This is a genomic window from uncultured Tateyamaria sp., assembly GCF_947503705.1.
Lineage (GTDB): Bacteria > Pseudomonadota > Alphaproteobacteria > Rhodobacterales > Rhodobacteraceae > Tateyamaria.
Map to the genome: position 1 here is coordinate 119,117 of NZ_CANNES010000004.1, position 20,201 is coordinate 139,317.

18 protein-coding genes are annotated in these 20,201 nt (G+C 58.9%); 10 read left to right on the forward strand and 8 right to left on the reverse strand.

Annotated elements, in window-relative coordinates:
• The first annotated feature begins 25 nt into the window (after nt 1–25).
• From Q1A44_RS11225 to Q1A44_RS11240, 4 genes are read left to right on the forward strand one after another with little or no spacing between them, the layout of a single operon-like run.
• On the forward strand, nt 26–1,003 hold the full coding sequence (locus Q1A44_RS11225) for a TRAP transporter substrate-binding protein (RefSeq protein WP_299624574.1): 978 nt from the start codon (nt 26–28) through the stop codon (nt 1,001–1,003).
• A 57-nt stretch (nt 1,004–1,060) separates the two neighbouring features.
• A complete protein-coding gene (locus Q1A44_RS11230) occupies nt 1,061–1,774 on the forward strand; it encodes a TRAP transporter small permease subunit (RefSeq protein WP_299624577.1) in 714 nt (237 codons plus the stop codon).
• Nucleotides 1,771–3,078: a TRAP transporter large permease subunit gene (locus tag Q1A44_RS11235; RefSeq protein WP_299624580.1), complete on the forward strand. Its 1,308-nt coding sequence runs from the start codon at nt 1,771–1,773 to the stop codon at nt 3,076–3,078. Before Q1A44_RS11230 ends, Q1A44_RS11235 begins: the two co-directional genes overlap by 4 nt.
• Nucleotides 3,075–3,725 carry a hypothetical protein gene (locus tag Q1A44_RS11240; protein ID WP_299624583.1) on the forward strand — a complete coding sequence of 217 codons (651 nt, stop codon included), beginning with the start codon at nt 3,075–3,077 and terminating at the stop codon, nt 3,723–3,725. The genes Q1A44_RS11235 and Q1A44_RS11240 overlap by 4 nt, the downstream gene beginning before the upstream one ends.
• Here Q1A44_RS11240 and Q1A44_RS11245 read toward each other — a convergent pair.
• From Q1A44_RS11245 to Q1A44_RS11260, 4 genes are all read right to left on the reverse strand, one after another.
• A complete protein-coding gene (locus tag Q1A44_RS11245; protein ID WP_299624586.1) occupies nt 3,722–4,507 on the reverse strand; it encodes an IclR family transcriptional regulator in 786 nt (261 codons plus the stop codon). The genes Q1A44_RS11240 and Q1A44_RS11245 overlap by 4 nt on opposite strands.
• An 8-nt stretch (nt 4,508–4,515) precedes the next feature.
• The gene (locus Q1A44_RS11250) at nt 4,516–5,871 is read right to left on the reverse strand and encodes a TRAP transporter large permease (protein ID WP_299624590.1); all 1,356 of its coding nucleotides are present in this window, start codon (nt 5,869–5,871) and stop codon (nt 4,516–4,518) included.
• On the reverse strand, nt 5,871–6,542 hold the full coding sequence (locus Q1A44_RS11255; protein WP_299624593.1) for a TRAP transporter small permease subunit: 672 nt from the start codon (nt 6,540–6,542) through the stop codon (nt 5,871–5,873). Before Q1A44_RS11255 ends, Q1A44_RS11250 begins: the two co-directional genes overlap by 1 nt.
• A gap of 111 nt (nt 6,543–6,653) precedes the next feature.
• A complete protein-coding gene (locus tag Q1A44_RS11260) occupies nt 6,654–7,886 on the reverse strand; it encodes a TRAP transporter substrate-binding protein (protein WP_299624596.1) in 1,233 nt (410 codons plus the stop codon).
• Between the two features lie 119 nt (nt 7,887–8,005).
• Between Q1A44_RS11260 and Q1A44_RS11265 the strand changes: the two genes are divergently transcribed.
• Nucleotides 8,006–9,601 (forward strand): choline dehydrogenase, encoded by a 1,596-nt coding sequence (locus tag Q1A44_RS11265; protein ID WP_299624599.1) that lies wholly within the window; start codon nt 8,006–8,008, stop codon nt 9,599–9,601.
• On the opposite strand, the gene Q1A44_RS11270 is transcribed toward Q1A44_RS11265, so the two are convergent.
• Complete coding sequence (locus Q1A44_RS11270) at nt 9,598–10,614, reverse strand: LacI family transcriptional regulator (protein WP_299624602.1); 1,017 nt, start codon at nt 10,612–10,614, stop codon at nt 9,598–9,600. The genes Q1A44_RS11265 and Q1A44_RS11270 overlap by 4 nt on opposite strands.
• A gap of 289 nt (nt 10,615–10,903) precedes the next feature.
• Here Q1A44_RS11270 and Q1A44_RS11275 point away from each other — a divergent pair, with 289 nt between their 5' ends.
• The 5 genes from Q1A44_RS11275 to ugpC all read left to right on the forward strand — a co-directional run bounded on the left by Q1A44_RS11275 (nt 10,904) and on the right by ugpC (nt 17,214).
• Complete coding sequence (locus Q1A44_RS11275; RefSeq protein ID WP_299624604.1) at nt 10,904–12,262, forward strand: extracellular solute-binding protein; 1,359 nt, start codon at nt 10,904–10,906, stop codon at nt 12,260–12,262.
• A gap of 60 nt (nt 12,263–12,322) precedes the next feature.
• Nucleotides 12,323–13,555 carry a carbohydrate ABC transporter permease gene (locus Q1A44_RS11280; RefSeq protein ID WP_299624607.1) on the forward strand — a complete coding sequence of 411 codons (1,233 nt, stop codon included), beginning with the start codon at nt 12,323–12,325 and terminating at the stop codon, nt 13,553–13,555.
• Between the two features lie 118 nt (nt 13,556–13,673).
• Nucleotides 13,674–14,888, forward strand: coding sequence for a carbohydrate ABC transporter permease (locus Q1A44_RS11285; protein ID WP_299624610.1), 1,215 nt, complete (start codon nt 13,674–13,676; stop codon nt 14,886–14,888).
• Nucleotides 14,885–16,153: a hypothetical protein gene (locus tag Q1A44_RS11290; RefSeq protein ID WP_366942604.1), complete on the forward strand. Its 1,269-nt coding sequence runs from the start codon at nt 14,885–14,887 to the stop codon at nt 16,151–16,153. The genes Q1A44_RS11285 and Q1A44_RS11290 overlap by 4 nt, the downstream gene beginning before the upstream one ends.
• 2 nt (nt 16,154–16,155) lie before the next feature.
• Entirely contained in the window at nt 16,156–17,214 is a 1,059-nt protein-coding gene (ugpC, locus tag Q1A44_RS11295; protein WP_299624613.1) for a sn-glycerol-3-phosphate ABC transporter ATP-binding protein UgpC, read from the forward strand.
• Between the two features lie 94 nt (nt 17,215–17,308).
• Here ugpC and Q1A44_RS11300 read toward each other — a convergent pair whose 3' ends face one another.
• The 3 genes from Q1A44_RS11300 to Q1A44_RS11310 form a co-directional block, all read right to left on the reverse strand.
• Complete coding sequence (locus Q1A44_RS11300; RefSeq protein ID WP_299624616.1) at nt 17,309–17,959, reverse strand: aldolase; 651 nt, start codon at nt 17,957–17,959, stop codon at nt 17,309–17,311.
• Nucleotides 17,956–19,191: a 3-oxo-tetronate kinase gene (gene otnK / locus Q1A44_RS11305; RefSeq protein WP_299624619.1), complete on the reverse strand. Its 1,236-nt coding sequence runs from the start codon at nt 19,189–19,191 to the stop codon at nt 17,956–17,958. The genes Q1A44_RS11300 and otnK overlap by 4 nt, the downstream gene beginning before the upstream one ends.
• A 93-nt stretch (nt 19,192–19,284) precedes the next feature.
• Nucleotides 19,285–20,148, reverse strand: a complete 864-nt coding sequence (locus Q1A44_RS11310) for a LysR family transcriptional regulator (protein ID WP_299624622.1) — start codon at nt 20,146–20,148, stop codon at nt 19,285–19,287.
• Nucleotides 20,149–20,201 lie beyond the last annotated feature (53 nt).

The following is a 20,201-nucleotide window of genomic DNA, read 5'->3' on the forward strand; positions in this document are numbered from 1 at the left end:
ACGGGAAAAACAACTGGGAGATATCATGACATATGCTTTGAAAGTGGGCGTCGCGTTGGCGCTGACGGCCACGACGGCCCTGGCCGATGGCCATGCCCAAAACTGGGACATGCCGATGGCCTATGCGGCAACCAACTACCACTCTGAACAGGGCGTTCTGTTTGCCGAGCGGGTCGCGGAATATACCGATGGCGCGATCAACATCACCGTACACCCGGGCGGTTCGCTCTTTGGCGGCGGCGACATTAAACGTGCGATCCAGACCGGTCAGGTGCCAATTGGCGAACGCTTTATGTCCGCGCACGCAAACGAGGCCCCGCTGCTGGGGTGGGACAACCTGCCGTTCATCGCGACAAGCTATGCCGAAAATGCCAAGCTGTGGGAAGCTGCCCGCGACAGCGTGAATGCCCAATTGGCCGATCTGAACCTCGTGGCGCTGTATACGTGCCCGTGGCCGGGCCAGGGGTTTTACTTCAACAAAGAGGTTGCGTCCTCTGCCGATACCCAGGGCATCAAGTTCCGCAGCTATAACTCGGCCACGGCCACCTTTGCCGAAGAGCTGGGCATGATCCCCGTGCAGATCGAAGCCGCCGAACTAAGCCAGGCTCTGGCCACCGGCGTCGCGTCTTCGTTCATTTCGTCGGGGTCCACCGGCTATGACCGCAAAGTGTGGGAGCATCTGAGCCATTACTACAAGGTCAACGCCTGGTTGCCGCGAAACTATGTGATGGTCAACACGCAAGTCTGGGAAGCGCTGGACGCCGAAACGCAAGCGGGCATCCAAAAAGCAGCCGATGAAACCGCTGCCTCTTGTGCTGCAAAGTCCGAGGAACTGGCCAACTTCTATTTCGATGAGCTGGCCAAGAACGGTATGACCGTGGCCGATGCAGGCCCCGATTTTCTGGCAGAGCTGGAAGTGATCGGTGCCAAGATGACCGAAGAGTGGCTGGCCAGTGCCGGTGACGCAGGTCAAGCGATCATCGACGCTTACAAAGCCGAGTAAGTCGGCGATGGGCGGCCCCCGACAGGGCCGCTCTTTTCATGTTCAGGAGCCACCAACATGCGTGATTGGTCCCCAATTCTGGGCCTGCCTCTTTGGGTGTGGCTGTTTGTTTTTCCCAGCGTGATTGCGCTGATCTGCTGGTGGTTGGGGCCGCGCGCGGCGCGGGCCTTGCGGCCTGTCTGGAAGCTTCTGGATGGGCTTTACCTTGCCTCGGGCGCGATGGCGGCTCTGTTCATGGTCACCATCCTTGGCCTCATTGTGGCAGGCATGGTGGCCCGCTGGATCGGCGTTGCCCTGCCCGGGACAACGGAATTCGCGGGCTACGCCATGGCGGCCACATCGTTTTTTGCGCTGTCACACGCAATGACGCGGGGCGCGCACATCAGGGTGTCGATCCTGCTCAATGCCAACCGGTTCCTGAACCGATGGCTTGACGTATTTGCCGTTTTTGGCGCGGCTGTCATCGCCACCTACTTCGCGCGCTACGCAGTCAAAACCAATGTCTTTTCCGAGATGTTGAATGACCGGACCCAAGGGCAAGACCAAATCCCCGAATGGGTGGTGACCCTGCTGTCGTTGCCATCGCGCGCGCCCGTCGAATGGGGTACGGCCATGGCCGACACGTCATCCGAGCTGGTCTATACCCCCGTCTGGGTGCCACAACTGGCCATGTCCATCGGAACAATCCTCTTGGCCATCGCACTTTGGGACACGCTGTGCCGGATGCTCGCCACCGGTGAAAACCCGATCCAAGGGGAGGCGGTGGAATGACCGAAGCCTACGCGACCGTTGTCTTCCTCTTTGTCCTCTTTGCCCTGCTGGGTTCTTCCATCTGGGTCGGCCTTGCCCTGATGGGTGTCGCCTGGGTCGGGATGGAACTGTTTACCACACGCCCCGCGGGCGACGCGATGATCACTACGATCTGGACGGGAGCCAGCAGTTGGACGCTGACCGCCTTGCCCCTCTTTATCTGGATGGGCGAAATCCTATACCGCACGCGCCTGTCCCAGGACATGTTTCGGGGTCTGGCCCCCTGGATGCGCTGGCTGCCCGGGGGGCTCTTGCATACCAACATCGCGGGCTGCACAATTTTTGCTGCTGTGTCCGGCTCTTCTGCTGCTACGCTGACCACTGTGGGCAAGATGTCGATCCCCGAACTGCGTGCGCGGGGATACCCTGAATACATGATCATCGGGACGCTTGCAGGCGCCGCCACGCTGGGCCTCATGATCCCGCCTTCGCTGACCCTGATCGTTTACGGCGTGTCCATCAACGAAAGCATCATCGAGCTGTTCATGGCAGGGATCATTCCGGGCCTTGTGCTGGCGAGCCTCTTTGCCAGCTATATCGTCGGTTGGCACTTCCTGCGTCGTCACGAACGACCCGCACCGGAACCGGGGATGTCCCTTGGTGCGATGATCTATGAAAGCCGCTTTCTGGTTCCTGTTCTCTGCCTCGTCTTTGCGGTCATCGGGTCGATGTATTTCGGCTGGGCCACCGCGACAGAGGCGGCGGCGGTGGGTGTGCTGGGGTCGCTCTTGCTGGCAGCGTTCCAACGTTCGCTCACTCCGCAGGCTTTCATTGCCTCGCTGATGGGGGCCACGCGGACATCGGCCATGATCGCGCTGATCCTGATGGGGGCGGCGTTTTTGTCGCTCGCCATGGGCTTTACCGGCCTGCCCCGTGCACTGGCGGCGGCGATTGACGAGATGAACCTGTCGCCCATCACGCTGATCGCCGCGCTCACGGTCTTCTACATCATACTGGGCATGTTCCTCGACGGCATCTCGTCCGTCGTCCTGACCATGGCCATTGTAGAACCGATGATCCGTCAGGCGGGCATCGACGTGATCTGGTTCGGTATCTTCATCGTTGTTGTCGTTGAGATGGCGCAGGTCACACCGCCCATCGGCTTTAACCTCTTTGTGCTGCAAGGCATGACCAAACACGAAATTTCCTACATCTCGAAAGTGGCGCTGCCCATGGTTGGGCTGATGTTGCTGATGGTTGTGATCCTCGTGGTTTGGCCGGAACTGGCGACGTGGCTGCCGGACAATATTCGCGGCTCGGGATGAGACCTGCAGTCACGGTTTTGCAGCTGGACACGCATTTCCCCCGCGTGCCGGGGGATGTGGCCAGCACCGACAGTTATGCGGCGCAGGTCGAGATCGTTCGCATCCCTGCGGCATCCGTGGGCCAGATCGTCACGGGCAATCCCGGTGCTGTGGATATCGCACCATTTGAGGCCGCGTTGCGGGCGGCGCGCGGCGACGTAATCACAACGTCCTGCGGGTTTCTGGCCCATTGGCAGACGCATTTGGCGGCGCTGACAGACCGACCCGTCATTGCCTCCGCTTTGACAGCCCTGCCCGATCTGGACGGCCCAGTGACCGTGTTGACCTTTGACGCGGACAAGCTGGTCGCGGGGCACGGTGCGGTTCTGGCCCACGCGGATGAAGTCATTGGATTGAGGCCTGACATGCATCTGCGCCGCGTGATCGAAGGTGATTTGGATGCCCTTGACCAAGCAGTAGCCGGAAGAGAGGTTGCGGCTTTGGTCGCGCACTCCGTGCCCAGAGATACCGCAACTCTGCTGCTGGAGTGCACCAACCTGCCCCCGTATAAACCGGCCATCCGTGACGTGTTCGCAGGGCGGATCGTGGACATTCTAACTCAGATCGAGCGCGCACGCCCCGGAACGGTAAAGCCCGCTTTCCTTTAGGCTGTACCCAGATGCAACCGCGTCATGTCGTCGGAACATTTGCGCAGCGCAGGCAGCCAATCGATCATATCGACCAGCTTGCGGCGCTGAACCGGGGCATGCACCGATAGCGTCGCCAAGAGCTTGCCCTGACCGTCCAGTACCGGCACGGCGATGGCGGCCATGCCAGTCATGAATTCCTCGTTGTCCGTGGAATAGCCGCGCGCGCGCGTCGTTTCCAATTCGGCCATAAGGGCGTCGAAATCGGTCAGTGTCTGCTCGGTCTGGGCCGCCAAGGGCCGGGCCGTCAGGATAGAGCGCAGAATATGGGGGCGCAGCGTCGACAGATACATCTTGCCGCTGGCGGTACAGTGAAAGGGCACTTGGGTGCCCACAGGCAGTTGGATGCGCAATGGCCATTCGGTTTCGGCGCGGTCAAGATATGTCATCCCCTCTCGGTCCGGCGTGGCCAGGTTGCAGGTCTCGCCCAATTGCTCGGCTAAACCCCGCATCAGGGTCAGCCGTCCGGTGCGCAAGTGTTCGGCTGACATGGTACTGATGGCCAGGGCCCGCAAACGGGGCCCGGGCCCATAAGATCTGCCGTCGATGTCGCGTTGCAGTAAGCCTTCGGCCTCGGCGGTTTGCAGCAAGCGGTGCACAGTTGGTTTGGGCAATCCAAGTGCTGCAATCAGGGCCGAAGGTTTGACGGCGACCCCGCGACGCGCCACCTCTTCCATCACCATGAGCAAGCGCATGTTGGTGGGGATTTGGCCGTCTTTGCGGGGTCGGTGATCGTCTGGCATGGGTCCACTTACGTTGGCAGCAACATCAGGGCAAGGTTCGGCGTCATCGCCACCAGCACCCAAATCGCGATGAGCGAGAAGAGATACATGGTGGAGTACCGAAGCAGCCGGAAATATGGAACACCGGTGACACCCGATGCAACATAAAGGTTAAGCCCATAAGGTGGCGTGATGAAACCGATGGACGCCCCAACGAGGAAGACAACCGCAAAGTGGATCGGGTCAACGCCCACAGATGCAGCAATCGGGGCCAGGATCGGCGCTAGAATGATGGTGACGGGCAGCGATTCAAGGATCATCCCCGACACGAACACGATGGCCATGGCTGTGAATAGCACCGGATAGTACCCGCCCATGCCGCGCAAGAGATCACCGATGACCTCGGACGCACCAAGCGCACCCAGTACCTGCTGCATCACGATAGACACGGCAATGAGTGGCGTCAGGATGCCCGCAATCTGCGCTGAGCGCACAACCACCGAAGGCACGTCCACGAGGCGGAAACCCTCTACCACAACCATGGAAGCAAAGGGTTTTTCGTCCACAGGTGCACTTTGATCCGTGCCCATCAGTTTGTTCAGCGGATAGCTGATCACACCGACAATGATCCCAAAGCCCACGGTCACACCGGCCGCCTCAGTCGGCGAGAACTTGCCCGTGTAGATGCCCCAAAGCACCAAGCCGATGGCGAAAAAGCCGAGCCAGGCGCCGATCGCTGTTTTGAACACGCGGAAGGGCGACAGCTTGATCAGGATGCCCCACTTGTTGATGGTCGAGACGATGAAACACATCGACATCATAGCCAGAACCATCAAGGAGCCCGGGATGATCCCTGCGATGAACAGGTCGGAGATCGGCAGGTTCATCAGGAAGCCGTAGACGATAAAGATGATCGAGGGCGGAATGATGATCCCGACCGTACCGCCCGCAGCCGCCGTGGCAGCAGAGAAGCGTTCGTCGTAGCCGCCTTTGGTCATTTCAGGGTGCAGCATCGAACCGATGGTGGCTGTTGTCGCCGAGTTCGAGCCTGAGATCGCGGCGAAAAGGCCGCAGGCCCCAATGGCCGCCATGGCCAGACCACCGCGCAGCCAGCCCAGACACGCGTAGGCAAAATCTGACAGTCGCTTGGCGATCCCTGATTTGTTGATCAGGTCCCCCGTCAGGATGAACAAGGGCATCGCCAAAAGGGCAAAGCCATCCTTGAATACGTTGAGCAATTCGTTGCCAGCGTTGTCGAGCGTGAGACCAATGACAAGGCTACAGCCCACCGACCAGTAAAAGATCACCAGTAGAACGGGCGTGCCCAACATGAACAGCATCGTCACCGCGATGGAGATCAGCGTAATCCAGGTTCCGTCGGTCATTACGTATCTCCCCCGATTACGGCTTGGCCAATGAGCGTCTCATTGTTGCGGTATTTTGACATATCAATCAGCGCGTTGCTAAGAACGCGGCCCGCCATCATGATGAAACAGAGCGGCATGGTGATGATGAACCACCAGCGCATGACGCCGTCCGTGCCCAGAACGATCTGGAAATTGTCATAGGTGTTGACGGTAATGCGGGACATGGTCGTCACGCAGATGATGCAGAAGGCGAACCACAGGATGTTGTCCATCAGTAGGCAGTAATACTGGTTGCGATGGCTCATCTTGGCCCGGAATTCGCTAAAGCTGAGATGGGTACGCAGCTTGACGTTATAGGAACAGCCGTACCAGGACATGATCATGAAGATCAGCGGCGGAATGGTCGTGGACCAAGGCACTTGGCTGGAAAAGACGAAGCGCTGGATCACACCAACAAAGATGATCACGGCGATGAGGATATAGGCCGTCACAGCAATTGTGCGCTCAAGATGCCGGTCGAGCACTGGCGCCGCCTTGTAAAGGTAGTGCACCGCAATGGCGCCGATCACGGTCAGTGGTGCAAACACCAACCAGGCCGCATCAGAACGATAGGCCTGTGTCACTTTGAAATTTATATCGCCACTCAACGTCGCAGTGACGATGGTGGTCGCGTCCGCCCAGATCGACATCTGGCGCCCCTCCCTTTGATTCTTGTTTGTCGACTATGTCGCATTTTCGCGATCTTGGACAAAAAAGCCGGCCCCGTTTCGGGGGCCGACCTGTTGACGCCTAGGCGGCGATTAGGCTTTCCACCAGCGGCGGGGTTCGACGTTCTCGGGCAGTGTGTCGCCCGGGATCGTGCGGACCTCGTCGTAGATTTCCTGGTAGGTGTCTGCGCCACCCTGCCAACCGTTGATGCGCTCGCGCCACTCTTCCCACAGTGCGGGCTGGTACTCGGGCGAACACATTTCTTCGGCCTTCTTGATCTCTGCATCCGACAGGAAAGCGTTGCGCACGTTGTTTTGCGCAAAGATCGAGTTTGGCATCATCGGATCGGACATGCCGACTGTGTTGATCAGTGCCACTTCGTTGGCGGCCTGCACGTGGGTCTGCGCCCAGTACGAGGACTCCATAACCGCGTCCTGCAACTCGCCACCAAGGCTGTCGAACACGGAGGCGTTCATCGCCGTGTGCTCTGTGCCGCAGAAGAAGTTCAGGTGCACCGATTGGGACACAACAGGCGACATGTTGGCATATGCCACAGCCGACGCCCATGTTTCCGCACCGTCGATCAGGCCCTGTTTCAGACCGTCGAGGGTTTCTTCCCACGCCACCGGAACCGGGTTCAGGTTCAGCGCCGTCATAGCGATTCGACCCAATTGTGTGCCAGTCACACGGTTTTTGGTGCCAAAGAGTTGCTCGACCGAGGTGACTGTCGGCTTGTCTTCCCAGGCCAGACCCAACTGAATGCCGCGCAGTTCGGCGTGGCTGAACAGGAATTTCAGGCCGTGGCGACGCTCATAGGGCTCGCGCAGCAGTTCCTGAGACTTGGGCGAGTAAAGGAAGTGGTACTGGTCCGCACGGTTACGGAACATATACGCATAGTCCAATACGTTCAGGTAGGGTGCGCCACCAGCGGAGTTCTGGGTCGAGGCCGCATAGATGTCGATGATGCCCTGCTGTGCTTTCTCAACGCAGGAAACCTGACCACAAATCTGGTTATCCCCAATGAATTCAACGCGAATCTCGCCGTCTGTGCGGCTTTCCAGGTCGCGGGCAAATTCCAGAGCACCGGCACGTTCGATCAGCAGGTTGCGTGCGTTAAAGCCCGCAGCCCCGAACTTCAGCATGAACTTTGGCTCTTTGGCAAAGCGCTTTTCGTAAGTGGATTCAGCCGCCGATGCGAGGTTTGCAAGGCTCATAGCCCCGCCAAAACCGCCTGCCGCCAAAAGCGTGGAGCTCATGCCATAACGGCCTGCCACTTTAAACAAATCGCGGCGGGAAATGCCGTTGATTTTGTCACTAATTCCCATGCTATCCTCCCTGATGCATATTATTGAGACGTTTCATCTCAAAAAAGACTAGCTTAAGAAAAACAATCTGCATAGGTTTTTTTCAAACGAGTTCCAGAGAATCTGAAGGAGGATCGCGCATGGAGGCCGATTATGTCATCGTGGGCGCAGGCTCGGCGGGCTGTGTGATCGCAAACCGGCTGAGTGCCGACGCATCGAAGAAGGTGATTCTGCTTGAGGCGGGCGGGCGCGACCTGAATCCGTGGATCCACATTCCGGTGGGATACTTCAAAACCATTCACAATCCCAACGTCGACTGGTGCTACAAGACCGAGCCCGATCCGGGCCTGAATGGCCGCTCCATCGAATGGCCACGAGGCAAGGTGCTCGGCGGCTCGTCCTCGTTGAACGGCTTGCTGTATGTGCGCGGGCAACCCCAAGACTACGATCGCTGGGCCCAGATGGGCAATCGCGGATGGGCATGGGATGATGTCTTGCCGCTTTTCAAACGGTCCGAAGGCAACGAGCGGGGCGCGGATGAGTTTCACGGCGACAGCGGCAACTTGTCTGTGTCCAATATGCGCATCCAGCGCCCGATCACAGACGCCTGGGTCGCGGCCGCGCAGGCGGCGGGTTATCCATTCAACCCGGATTATAATGGTGCAAGTCAGGAAGGCGTCGGTTTTTTTCAGCTGACTGCGCGAAATGGGCGGCGCTGTTCATCCGCCGTAGCGTTCTTGAACCCGGTCAAAAGCCGTGAAAATTTGCAAATTATCACTCACGCCCAAGTCGAAAAAGTCGAAATCACCGACAAACGTGCCACCGGCGTGACCTACCGCGACAAGGGCGGAAATCTGCAAACCGTCAAGGCGCGTCAGGAGGTTATTCTGTCCGGCGGTGCCATCAATTCGCCGCAGCTTTTGATGCTGTCGGGCATCGGCGAGGCCGCGCAATTGCAAGAACACGGGATCGACGTCATCGCAGACTTGCCCGGCGTAGGGAAGAACATGCAAGACCACCTGCAAGCGCGGTTGGTCTATAAATGCAACGAACCAACGTTGAATGATGAGGTCAGCAGCCTCTTTGGTCAGGCCAAGATCGGTCTGAAATACCTGATGTTCCGCGCGGGTCCAATGACCATGGCGGCCAGCCTTGCAACCGGGTTCATGAAAACCCGTGAGGATATGGAAACACCCGACATTCAGTTCCACGTGCAGCCCCTGTCAGCCGAAAACCCGGGCAAAGGCGCGGATCCGTTTTCCGCCTTTACAATGTCGGTCTGTCAGCTGCGCCCTGAATCCAAAGGGGAAATCCGGCTGGCCGGTCCGGGTGGCCGGACATATCCCAAGATCATCCCCAACTATCTGAGCACTGAAACCGATTGCCGGACCATCGTGGCGGGCGTCAACATTGCCCGCAAAATTGCGCGGCATGCGCCACTGACGTCCAAGATTTCCGAAGAGTACCGGCCCCACGCGGACCTGCCGATGGATGACTATGATGCGACCCTGGATTGGGCGCGCAACAACACCGCGTCGATTTATCATCCGACGGGCACCTGCAAGATGGGTCAGGACAAAAGTGCTGTGGTAGATGCTGACTTGCGCGTCCATGGCATTGCGGGTCTGCGCGTCGCTGATTGTTCGATCATGCCCGAAATCGTCAGCGGCAACACCAATGCGCCTGCAATCATGATCGGTGAAAAAGCCTCTGATCTGATCCGCGCAGCGGGTTAGGCTTGGGCCCGCCACAATGGCTTGGGTTCGTGCAAGGTCTGCAATGTCTCGATCGGCGCGCCCTGCACCCGTGCGATCAAAAGGCGCGCCAGTTCGCGGCCCGTCTGGGAAAGGTCTTCGCCAACCGTATCAATTCCTGGATGCAAGATCGGCAAAATGTCAGTGGTCTGACGGCAGATCAGGGAATAATCTCGCCCTTCGACCATACCACTGTCAGACAGCCCGCCCATCAGCGCTAGGGTGGCCAGTTCATTGTTGCTGATAATGGCGTCGAATGGATCTGCGCGCCCCGCAAGGGCCTGCCCAAAGGTACGCGCAGTCTGAGTCGAGACCAGAATGCCGGTTTCGGTCGCAACCTCGCCCGTCATGCCGCTTTGCGCCAGCGCCCTGTGAAAGCCCCCCACGATCTTGGAGAAATTTGTGGTTCCGTCATCTTCGGCCACCAGAAGAAAGCGTTTACGCTTGAGGTCAAGCAACCGGGACACGGCCATCTGAACAAACCGCTCGGCATGAAAATCGTGAAAGGCGTGCGCACCATAAAACTCGGTTCGACCATGAGACACGAAAGGGAATCCGGTATCCATCAGCATCTGGACCCGCGGATCACGCGCGCTGGTGTGTGTTAGGATGATGCCGTCCGCCGCCCGGTTCTGCAGGATGTAGCGCACTGAGTCTTCGGGCGTATCGTGCTGAAAATCCGGGATGACGTTCAGGTGGTATTTCGTGCCCATAAGATGCGCCCCGATCCCTTCGATGATCTGGCGGGTGTAGTCGATGGTATTGCGGGCGGGTGACAGAACGAGGCTGAGGACGTTTGTTTGCCCCGTGCGCAGGCGGACACCCGCTCGATTGGGGACATAGCCGACTTCAGCGGCGGCCTGGGCAATCTTTTCGCGTGTTTCTTTCTTTAGGCGGCTCCCGTCACGCAAGGACAGCGAAACGGTCGACAGGCTGAGGCCTGTCAAATCGGCGATCGTCTTGAGCGTTGGAGGCTTTGGTTTGTCGTTTGCCATTCAATTGCCTTACCAGACATCATGCCTAGTTTCAGCTTCTCATTGGTACAGAGTTCCGCGCATCAGACAACATCGAATCACTTTCGCAACGTTGCAATGCAGGCGCAGAAATTCATGCCGCGATGCGGAATTTTGGCCATATAAACTTGAAAACAGGCCAGAATAGCGTTGTGAAAGTTTTTGTTGCATCGTTGCAATTTCCAGCCCACGATGACCGAGTTTTCAATCCGGTGACGTATCCACGTGCCCGGAGGCAATCACATGCGTTTCCACGAGGGAGGAAAAACTCATGACATTCACCAAGAGCTTAACGGGTCGTTTGCTGATGGGATCGGCACTGATCCTGGCGCTCGGCGCCAGTGCAGCCATGGCCGACAACATCCGGTTCTGGACAACCGAAGAACAGCCCGAACGGCTGGCCAAACAGCAAGCACTCGCTGCCGAATTTGCGGCGGCCACAGGCAACACGGTCGAGGTGATTCCCGTTTCGGAAACCGAACTGGGCACGCGAGCGACGGCTGCATTTGCGGCCGGTGACCTGCCTGATGTGATCTACCACCCGTTGCAATATGCCCTGCCTTGGGCAGAGGCCGGCATTCTGGACACCGAAGCCGCCACGGAAGTGGTTGAAGATCTGGGTCGCGGCACCTTTGCCGCCGGTCCTTTGGCAATGGCAGATTATGATGGTGATGTGGCTTCCGTCCCCGTGGACGGTTGGACACAGATGATCGTCTACCGCGCCGATGCCTTTGCCGAAAAGGGGCTGGAGCCGCCCAACACATACGCCAACGTACTGACCGCCATTGATGCACTGCATAATCCGCCGGAAATGTACGGCTTCGTTGCTGCAACCAAGGTGGACGAGAACTTCATGAGCCAGGTTCTGGAACACGTGTTCCTGGCCAATGGCGTATCGCCTGTCGATGATGATGGTTTTGCCCCACTGGATGAGGCGGCCACCACTGAAGTCCTGGATTTCTACAAGGCCATTGCCAAGGCATCCCCCCCGGGTGAGCTGTTCTGGAAGCAATCCCGCGAGCTCTATTTCGCAGGTCAGGCCGCGATGATCATCTGGTCGCCCTTTATTCTCGACGAATTGGCGGGCTTGCGTGACAGCGCAGCACCGACCATCAACGACGATCCAACAACGCAGGAACTGGCGGCAAAAACTGGCATCGTGACCAACTTTGCAGGCCCGTCGAACCCCGATGGCGCCGCCTGGGGTGACGTGCGTTACTTTGGTATCACGACCGATGCGGACACCGACACGGCTCAGGCTTTTGTCGAATACTCGATGAATGACGGTTATGTGCAGACCTTGTCGATCGCAGCCGAAGGCAAGTTCCCGGTGCGCACCGGCACTGCGGACGAGCCCGGCAAGTTCAGTGCCGCCTGGTCTGAAATTCCTGTCGGTGTTGACCGCAAAGCGGCCCTCAAGGACCTGTATGCGGCGGACATGCTGGACGAGATCGTGGGCGGTCTGAAAGTGGCCAAGCGCTGGGGTGTGGAGGAAGGACAGTTGTCGCTGGCCTCCAAAATGATCAACAGCCAAGCGATCAACCGCGTTGTCCGTCAGTACATTGACGACGAGATTGACGCGGCAGCGGCCGTGGCTGCGATGAATGACGCATTGGCGTCCGTTAACTAAGATCACGAGGGGGTGGGCGCGCTTGCCCCCTCGTTTCCCCCTTTGGTCACGAGCGTTGCCATGACATCCCCCACCCCACCGACAACACGTGGTGCGCTGGAAAAGCGCGAGGCGCGACTGGCCTGGAGCCTGCTCTTGCCCACCATCACCATCGTCAGTCTGGTGATCATCCTACCCCTTTTGGCGATTTTCTGGATCAGCTTCAAACCCGTGGGTCTCGCCGATTTGCGCCCCGTGGCTCCGGTTGTCCGCGAGAGCCTGCGTGAGCGAGGTGGCGACTACCGGATCGAGTACCGGGTCCGAAATTCTTCGCAAACCAAACCAGTCACCGGCGTCAGCTTTGTCGATGTGATCCCGGACGGGGTGATATTGCTTGAGGTGCCTGAAGCCTGTGTCCTTGACGGCGCGACCCTCAACTGCGCTTTTGGCGATATTGAAGGCGGGTTTAACGAACGCCTGCGCGTTCCTGTGACACTGGACGGCGATGCCGACGCCCTCGAGGAAGCCGTCGAAGGCTCAGAACCCACCGTTGCCGGTCGCGGCGACAGCGTGATGACAAACTCCGAATTCACACTTGAGAATTTTGCCCGCCTCTTTGACGGCAAGGAATTCTGGCAGGTCATGTGGGCGACCATCTTTTATACCGTTTTTGGCACAATCGGCGCGCTGGTGGTCGGCCTGTTTGCCGCATTGCTGCTCAACAAGAGCTTTCGCGGCAAGGGGTTGCTGCGCGGTTTGTACCTTTTTCCTTACGTCTCCCCGATTATCGCCGTGGCCTTTACCTGGGTCACGCTGCTGGATCCGTTTTCCGGATCGCTGAACGCGCTGTTGATCCAGATGGGCGTAACCGAAGGGCCGATCAACTTCTTTGGTCAGCGTCCTCTTGCGCTGATCATGGTGACGGTGTTCGAAATCTGGCGATATTTCCCCCTATCCTTCCTGTTCATCCTGGCGCGCATGCAAAGCATCGACACAGACATGTATGAGGCCGCGGATATGGATGGTGCGTCACCATTCCAGAAATTTTGGTATCTGAGCATGCCGATGCTGTTGGGTATTTTGTCGGTCCTGTTCTTGCTTCGCTTTATCTGGACCTTCAACAAATTCGACGACATTTTCCTGCTGACCGGGGGGAACGCAGGCACGCGGACACTGACCGTGAATGTCTATGAACAGGCCTTTGCCATTTCCAATATTGGCGCAGGGGCTGCGGTGGCGGTAGTGATCTTTGCCATGCTGCTTTTGTTCAGCTTCTTCTTTTTCAAATATATCAGCCAGGAGGAAGGGCTGTGAACGTGGGAACCGCAAAACTTGTTTGCGTCTCGCCTGCGGCGGGCGTGGTCAGGGGCGCTGCCCCTCGGCCTTTGGCCTCACCCCGGAGTATTTTCAAAGAGAAGAACGGAAGGGCGGCATGAGTATTTTGCGCCAGGGTATCGTGACCGCAGCTATCATTGGTCTGTTCTGGGCCTTTGTCATCGCGACCACCGTTTGTGTCGGGCTGTCATTTGCCAGCGGATTCGGGTTTCGGCCCGGGATATTGGGCTGTGCGACCCTCGGGGTCGCAGGAGGATTGGCCCTGATCTACGTACGTGATCTCCGTCTGGTGATGGGCGGCTTTGGTGCGGCGGCCCTCGCGTTGCTGTTCACGCCGCTCTCACCGGTCCTGTTTGCTGATGGTGTTCCCTTGCTCTGGCAAGGGGTGGCAGTGGCCTTGTTCGCGCTGTTCACGATCTGGCCCCTCGCCCGGATGTTGGTGGAGGCCCATCCCGGCCCTCTTAACCGTCATGCGTTTGAAGATGCCGTAATCCGGTTCTTGACCGGCTTTGGCTATATCGGTTTTACCGCCGTCGTGCTGATCCCCTTTTACGTCATGGTCATGACCAGCTTGAAATCTCAGCAGGCTTTGCTTCGCAATCCCTTGGACTTTTCGATTGATCTGGGCCGGGGGCTGGACCTTTTCCGCAGCTACTTCGAGCTTTTTGCGCAGTTCAATTTTGGCAGCTACCTGTGGACCAGTTTCTATGTTTCTGTCCTGACCGTTTTTATCACGCTGCTGTTCAGTGTGCCCGGGGCATATGCCGTCGCGCGGCTGCGGTTCAAGGGGCGGGCGGCGTTCTCGCGCTCCATCCTGCTGATCTATATGGTGCCGATGATCGTTTTGGCATTGCCCATCTATATCGCCTTTTCGATGACAGGCCTGCGCAACACCATTCCAGGCCTGTTGATGATCTATCCGGTCACGACGATCCCGGTGGCGCTTTACATGTTGCAGGGCTATTTTCGGGGACTGCCGGGCGAGGTTGAAGAGGCTGGATTGATGGATGGCCTGAGCCGTATTCAGGTGATCCTCAAGATCACCCTGCCCCTGTCGCTGCCCGCAATGGTGTCGGTATCGCTTTATGTTTTCATGATCGCCTGGAATGAGTTTCTTCTGGCCTTCATGCTGCTGGACGATCCGTCAAAATTCACGCTCACGCGCGGCGTGGCGATGTTGAACTCTTCTGAAATTCCGCGCCAGCACCTGATGGCGGGTGCTGTGATCGCGACACTGCCGATCATGGCCCTGTTTCTGGGGTTGGAGCGGTTCATGACAAAAGGGCTGACCGCTGGGTCGGTAAAAGGATGATGCGAGATATGACCTGGGCCGACGGCTTTGACGAACAAGCGCGCGAGATCCTGCGCCGCAATGATCGGGGCGGTTATACGATTCCGACCTCGGGACTTTATCCTTACCAATGGAACTGGGACAGCGCTTTTGCCGCACTGGGGTTTGCACAGTTTGATCTGGACCGGGCGTGGTGCGAGATCGAGACGCTGTTCACCGGGCAATGGACCAATGGCATGGTCCCTCACATCCTGTTTCACGCGCCGGACGAGGGGTATTTCCCCAGCCACGAGGTATGGCAGGGCACGGGACCAATCCCGTCCTCTGGCATTTCGCAACCTCCCGTGGCCGCGACCATGGCACGCCTGATCTATGAGCGTGACCCAGAAATTGGGGCGGCGCGCATGGAGATGCTTTTTGACAAGATGGTAGCATGGCACCGCTGGTTCATGGCGTGGCGGTTAGATCGGGGAGCAGTCTGCGTGACCCACCCTTGGGAAGCCGGCCGTGACAATGCACCCGATTGGGACGTGGCCATGGCCGCCATAACACCCGACGGTGTTGGCGAATACAAACGTCGCGACACGTCCCATGTAGACAGCAGTATGCGGCCCACCAAATACGACTATGACCGCTATATCTGGCTGGTACAGCGTGGGGCGCGGTTGGGCTGGGATGAGGCGGCGATGCTGGATGGCACACCGTTCCGGGTGGCCGATCCGACGATGACCTTTACGCTTTTGAGGGCCATGCGCGACCTGGCGGTCATGGGCGCCGCCTTGGGCCGTGACACAGGCGAAATTGAAGGCTGGATCAAGGTGCTGGAGGCCGGGGCCGCCACGCTGTGGAACGACGATCTGGGCTGCTACGATTCGCGCGATGTGCGCAGTGGGACATGGGCCGGCGCCGTGTCCAACGCGTCATTCCTGTGTTGGTACGCAGGGATTGACCGGCCCGAGATGCGCGACCTTTATCGGGACGTCTTGGCACAGGTGAAATACGGTGTGCCCTCCCTGCCGCCCAGTGATGACCGTTTTGACGGCAAACGCTATTGGCGCGGTCCTGTTTGGGGGGTGATGAACTTGATGATCGCACTGGGGCTGGCCGATATGGGGCTGACGGACGAGGCAGAGGCTTTGCGTGCCTCGACCGCTGATCTGGTCGCCCAACAGGGCTTTGCTGAATATTTCGATCCGCGCGATGGCGGCCCGGCGGGTGGCAGTTCCTTCACGTGGACGGCGGCCATCTGGCTTGGCTGGGCGTCGCCCAATGCACAAGGGGTTTGACGATGGGAGCAATTACACTCAACGCCGTCGAAAAATGGTTTGGTGATGTGCAGGTCATCAAGGGCGTCGACCTCGCCATCCAAGACGGCGAATTCGTCGTTTTTGTCGGCCCATCGGGTTGCGGCAAGTCAACGTTGTTGCGCATGATCGGCGGGTTGGAGGATATCAGCCGGGGATCTCTCGACATCGACGGATCGGACGTGACAGACCAGCCGCCGAGCAAGCGAGGTCTGTCGATGGTGTTTCAATCCTACGCGCTTTACCCGCATATGTCCGTACGGGACAACATGGGCTTTTCCCTGAAAACGGCAGGCGCGCCCAAGGGTGAGATCGCGCAAAAGGTGGATGCCGCCGCCGCGACGCTGAAGCTTGACACCTATCTCGACCGACGGCCCAAAGACCTGTCGGGCGGGCAGCGCCAGCGCGTGGCCATCGGCCGGTCAATCGTGCGCGACCCTACTGCATTCCTCTTTGACGAACCTTTGTCCAACCTCGACGCCGCCCTTCGCGTCGAGATGCGCTATGAGATTTCAAAATTGCATCAGTCCCTTGGGGCCACGATGATCTACGTGACCCATGATCAGATCGAGGCGATGACCCTGGCCGACCGCATCGTGGTTTTGGATGCGGGTCGCATCATTCAGGTCGGTTCGCCCCGTGAACTTTACGCGCGCCCGGCAAACACTTTTGTCGCACAATTCATCGGCAGCCCCAAGATGAACGTTGTTTCCTGCGAAACAACAGGTGACGGCTATGTCGTTCCGGGTGGACGCAGCGGCCCTTATTCGGCGGGCGCGCCCGGCGCCACCCAAGTCGGCATTCGGCCAGAGCACATTGGCGTAGATACTGCCGGGACCGGCCAGTGCGATGGCAAGGTTGACGTGATCGAATACCTGGGCGCAGACACTTTCGTGCTTTTTGATTGTGGGGCGGCAGGCCGGATCAATGTGCGTATTTCGGGTGAGGCTGATCTGGCCGTTGGCGATGCGCTCGGTCTGCACTTTCAGCCCGAGCATACACATTTCTTTGATGCGAATGGTGACGCTCTGCGCCCAACCTAGGCGCTTTGCCAAGCGCCTAGGATCGAGTATTTTTCAGGAGAATTACAAGGCGCTTTGTTTCGTCAGTGTTCCCAAACCACTGATCAATCCCGTCTCAATCGCCCCACGGAATATCAAACTTGGTCACGACGGTTTGAACCTGCTCTTCGCTCAGCGCCCGGGGTGACATGCCCCGCGTCATGAGGGCGAGGCGGGCGGTGTCCTCCAACTCTTCGATGGCATTGCAGGCCGCTTCGACATCCTGACCCGCAACGACAGGGCCGTGATTGGCCAACATCACAGCGCTGCGTTTACCCGCCAGACCGCGTACTGCGTCCCCCATCGCGGGATCACCGGGCAGGAAGAACGGCAAGAGCGTGACCTTGCCCAATTTCATAATCCCGTATGGTGTCAGTGGCGGCAGAAAATTATCGGGATCGGCGCCGGGCAACATCGACAGGGCGACCGAATGGCAGCTGTGCAGATGCACCACCGCGCCCGCCGTGCTGCGCGTGTCGTAAAACGCGCTGTGCAACGGCATTTCCTTGGTCGGCTTGTCGCCATGGATCAGCTGACCTGCGGCGTCAAAGCGGCTAAGGCGCGCAGGATCAAGGCGGCCAAAGCTCGTGCCAGTGGGCGAGACAAGCAAGCCTCCATCCTCGGTCCGCGCCGATATGTTCCCTGTACTACCATGGGTCAATCCCCGCTCGAACAAGGACCGCGCCAAGAGGCAGATTTGTTCGCGCAGGGCGTTTTCGTTGCTCATTGGTCGGCCAGTACTCTGTCTGCTTTATCAAAGAAGTCGTCGGCACCGAAGTTGCCGGATTTCAGCGCAACCACCAGGTCAGGCCCGGTCCGCAGGGCGGGCACACCCGGGTCGATTTCTGGCCCGATCTCAAGCGTATCGAGCGACAATCCTTCGATCACGGCGCCCGATGTCTCGCCTCCCGCGGTGATGATCCGGGTCGCACCGCCGTCTCGGCACAGCCGTGCCACGTCTGCAAAGAACCCTTCGAGCGCATCAGCGGACCGTTCGCGCCCGTATGTGTCTTGTACCGCGCGCACCACAGCGGGATCCGCCGAACTGTAGGCCAGCGGCAGACCCTCTTGGGCCAGCAACCACGATGCCATGTCAGAGGCGTGCAATCGTCCTTCGATCACATCAGCCGCCACGATCTCCCGAACGGGATTGCCTTTGCCATGGCGCGCGACCTGCGCCCGCGTCGCGTTGGAGCACGAGCCCGAAAGCGCCACCGCCTTGCCTGATTGCCCCGTCCACGCGACCTTGCCCGCAGTGCAGCCAAAGTTCGCGGGCAGTCCCAGCGCCACTCCGGACCCCCCGGTGATCAATGGCAAATCGCGCGCGGCCTCACCGATCACACGCAAATCGGCATCGCGAATGGCGTCCAAAACGATGTGTCGGTGCCCTGCCTTGTGCTGTGCGTCCAGTGCGGCGGCGACGGCCCCTGCCCCTTCAAACACATCCCCTGCTGCGACGTGGCCCACCGAATAAGTCGATTGCGCCGCCATACAGCGGCGCAGGTCGGGGTCTGTCATAGGCGTCAGAGGATGGTTCTGCATCCCGCTTTCGCTCAGCAACATATCATTCACGAACAGATGCCCCTGATAGACCGACCGCCCGGTCCCCGGGAAGGCCGGGCAAACGATCACCTTGTGAGCGCCCAGCGCATCGGCCAGGGCATCTGCCACGGGGCCAATATTGCCTTCGGCCGTGCTGTCAAATGTCGAGCAATACTTGAAAAAAAACTGCGTGCAGCCCTGCGCTTGCAGCCATTTGAGCGCCTCCAACGACTTCGCAACAGCCTCTGCCGGATCAATGGACCGGGACTTCAACGCGACGACGCCGGCCTCAACGCCTGAATCAGCCGGGCCCGTTGGCACGCCAGTATATTGCGTTACCCGCATCCCGCCGTTGGCCAGCGTGTTCGCCAGATCGCTGGAGCCCGTGAAATCATCGCCGATGCAGCCCAGTTTCATATGTCAGGTCCTTAAAATTTGGTTGCGCCAGACAAACATTTTGGTGCCCCCCTTCGCAAGCGGCTTTGCCGTCGCGGTCCAAATTTCGAGATTTCAGGGTTGGACCCAGTGCCGAAACCAATCGACAAAGGCTTGCTGCGCGATGGGCAAGTTCGTGGCATTTTGAGCCAGATAGTAGCCCTCAATGGCACGTGTTTGGGGAATGTCGAGTGCCACAAGCCGCCCGTCTTGCAGGGCACGTCGGGCGATCAGGCTGTGGGTAAGCGCGACACCAGCACCTTGCAATGCAAGATCAACAGCCAGCCCATGGGTGTCCACCTCAATCAGGGGTGCGGGCCAGTTCCTTCGCCCCATGGCGCGCCCGATGTCTTGCCAGCCGGTTGAAAGGCCAACGGGCTGGATCATCGGCAAGTGCACCGCTCGATCCCAATCGATCGGCTGCCCCTCGGCGACCACGGCGCACAGCTCTGACGGTTCAAGCAGTTGTGCGTTCCTCCCCACGACCGCCTGTGCGCCAAAGCGAATATCGATATCGGCACGCGTGGCGCTGAAGTCATCAGGCCAAATCGTGGACACCAATTGCAAGGCCACACCGGGATGCGCAGCGTGAAAGTGGCGCAGCCCCGGCGCCAGCACCCATTGCGACACACTGGCGCTGGTGGCGATGGTCAATTTTGGGACCTCTTGCGTCGGCACAAACCGCTCTGTCGCTTGGGCCAATTGCGCCATGGCGGCAGCCACATCAGGTACGAGGCCTCGCCCCGCCTCGGTCAGGATCAACGCTCGTTTGCCCCGAATGAACAGCGGTGCTCCCAGCCGTTGCTCCAACGCGCGCACATGTTGGCTGATCGCGGATTGGGTAAAGCCCAGCTCATCTGCTGCAGCGGTAAAACTCAGATGCCGGGCAGCCGCATCAAAGGCGCGAAACCAGGTCAGGGGGGGCAGGCTTTTGGGCATTGCGAACTAAGACATAAGATTAACTTATGAAGTCATATACTTTTCTATCGCTT

Coding starts and splice junctions, on each gene's coding strand:
- Q1A44_RS11240 (WP_299624583.1), top strand. CDS start 3,075: ATGAGACCTGCAGTCACGGTTTTGCAGCTGGACACGCATTTCCCCCGC.
- Q1A44_RS11285 (WP_299624610.1), top strand. CDS start 13,674: ATGAGTATTTTGCGCCAGGGTATCGTGACCGCAGCTATCATTGGTCTG.
- Q1A44_RS11250 (WP_299624590.1), bottom strand. CDS start 5,871: ATGACCGACGGAACCTGGATTACGCTGATCTCCATCGCGGTGACGATG.
- otnK (WP_299624619.1), bottom strand. CDS start 19,191: ATGAAACTGGGCTGCATCGGCGATGATTTCACGGGCTCCAGCGATCTG.
- Q1A44_RS11275 (WP_299624604.1), top strand. CDS start 10,904: ATGACATTCACCAAGAGCTTAACGGGTCGTTTGCTGATGGGATCGGCA.
- Q1A44_RS11225 (WP_299624574.1), top strand. CDS start 26: ATGACATATGCTTTGAAAGTGGGCGTCGCGTTGGCGCTGACGGCCACG.
- Q1A44_RS11270 (WP_299624602.1), bottom strand. CDS start 10,614: ATGGCAAACGACAAACCAAAGCCTCCAACGCTCAAGACGATCGCCGAT.
- Q1A44_RS11260 (WP_299624596.1), bottom strand. CDS start 7,886: ATGGGAATTAGTGACAAAATCAACGGCATTTCCCGCCGCGATTTGTTT.
- ugpC (WP_299624613.1), top strand. CDS start 16,156: ATGGGAGCAATTACACTCAACGCCGTCGAAAAATGGTTTGGTGATGTG.
- Q1A44_RS11265 (WP_299624599.1), top strand. CDS start 8,006: ATGGAGGCCGATTATGTCATCGTGGGCGCAGGCTCGGCGGGCTGTGTG.
- Q1A44_RS11255 (WP_299624593.1), bottom strand. CDS start 6,542: ATGTCGATCTGGGCGGACGCGACCACCATCGTCACTGCGACGTTGAGT.
- Q1A44_RS11310 (WP_299624622.1), bottom strand. CDS start 20,148: ATGCCCAAAAGCCTGCCCCCCCTGACCTGGTTTCGCGCCTTTGATGCG.
- Q1A44_RS11290 (WP_366942604.1), top strand. CDS start 14,885: ATGATGCGAGATATGACCTGGGCCGACGGCTTTGACGAACAAGCGCGC.
- Q1A44_RS11280 (WP_299624607.1), top strand. CDS start 12,323: ATGACATCCCCCACCCCACCGACAACACGTGGTGCGCTGGAAAAGCGC.
- Q1A44_RS11245 (WP_299624586.1), bottom strand. CDS start 4,507: ATGCCAGACGATCACCGACCCCGCAAAGACGGCCAAATCCCCACCAAC.
- Q1A44_RS11300 (WP_299624616.1), bottom strand. CDS start 17,959: ATGAGCAACGAAAACGCCCTGCGCGAACAAATCTGCCTCTTGGCGCGG.
- Q1A44_RS11230 (WP_299624577.1), top strand. CDS start 1,061: ATGCGTGATTGGTCCCCAATTCTGGGCCTGCCTCTTTGGGTGTGGCTG.
- Q1A44_RS11235 (WP_299624580.1), top strand. CDS start 1,771: ATGACCGAAGCCTACGCGACCGTTGTCTTCCTCTTTGTCCTCTTTGCC.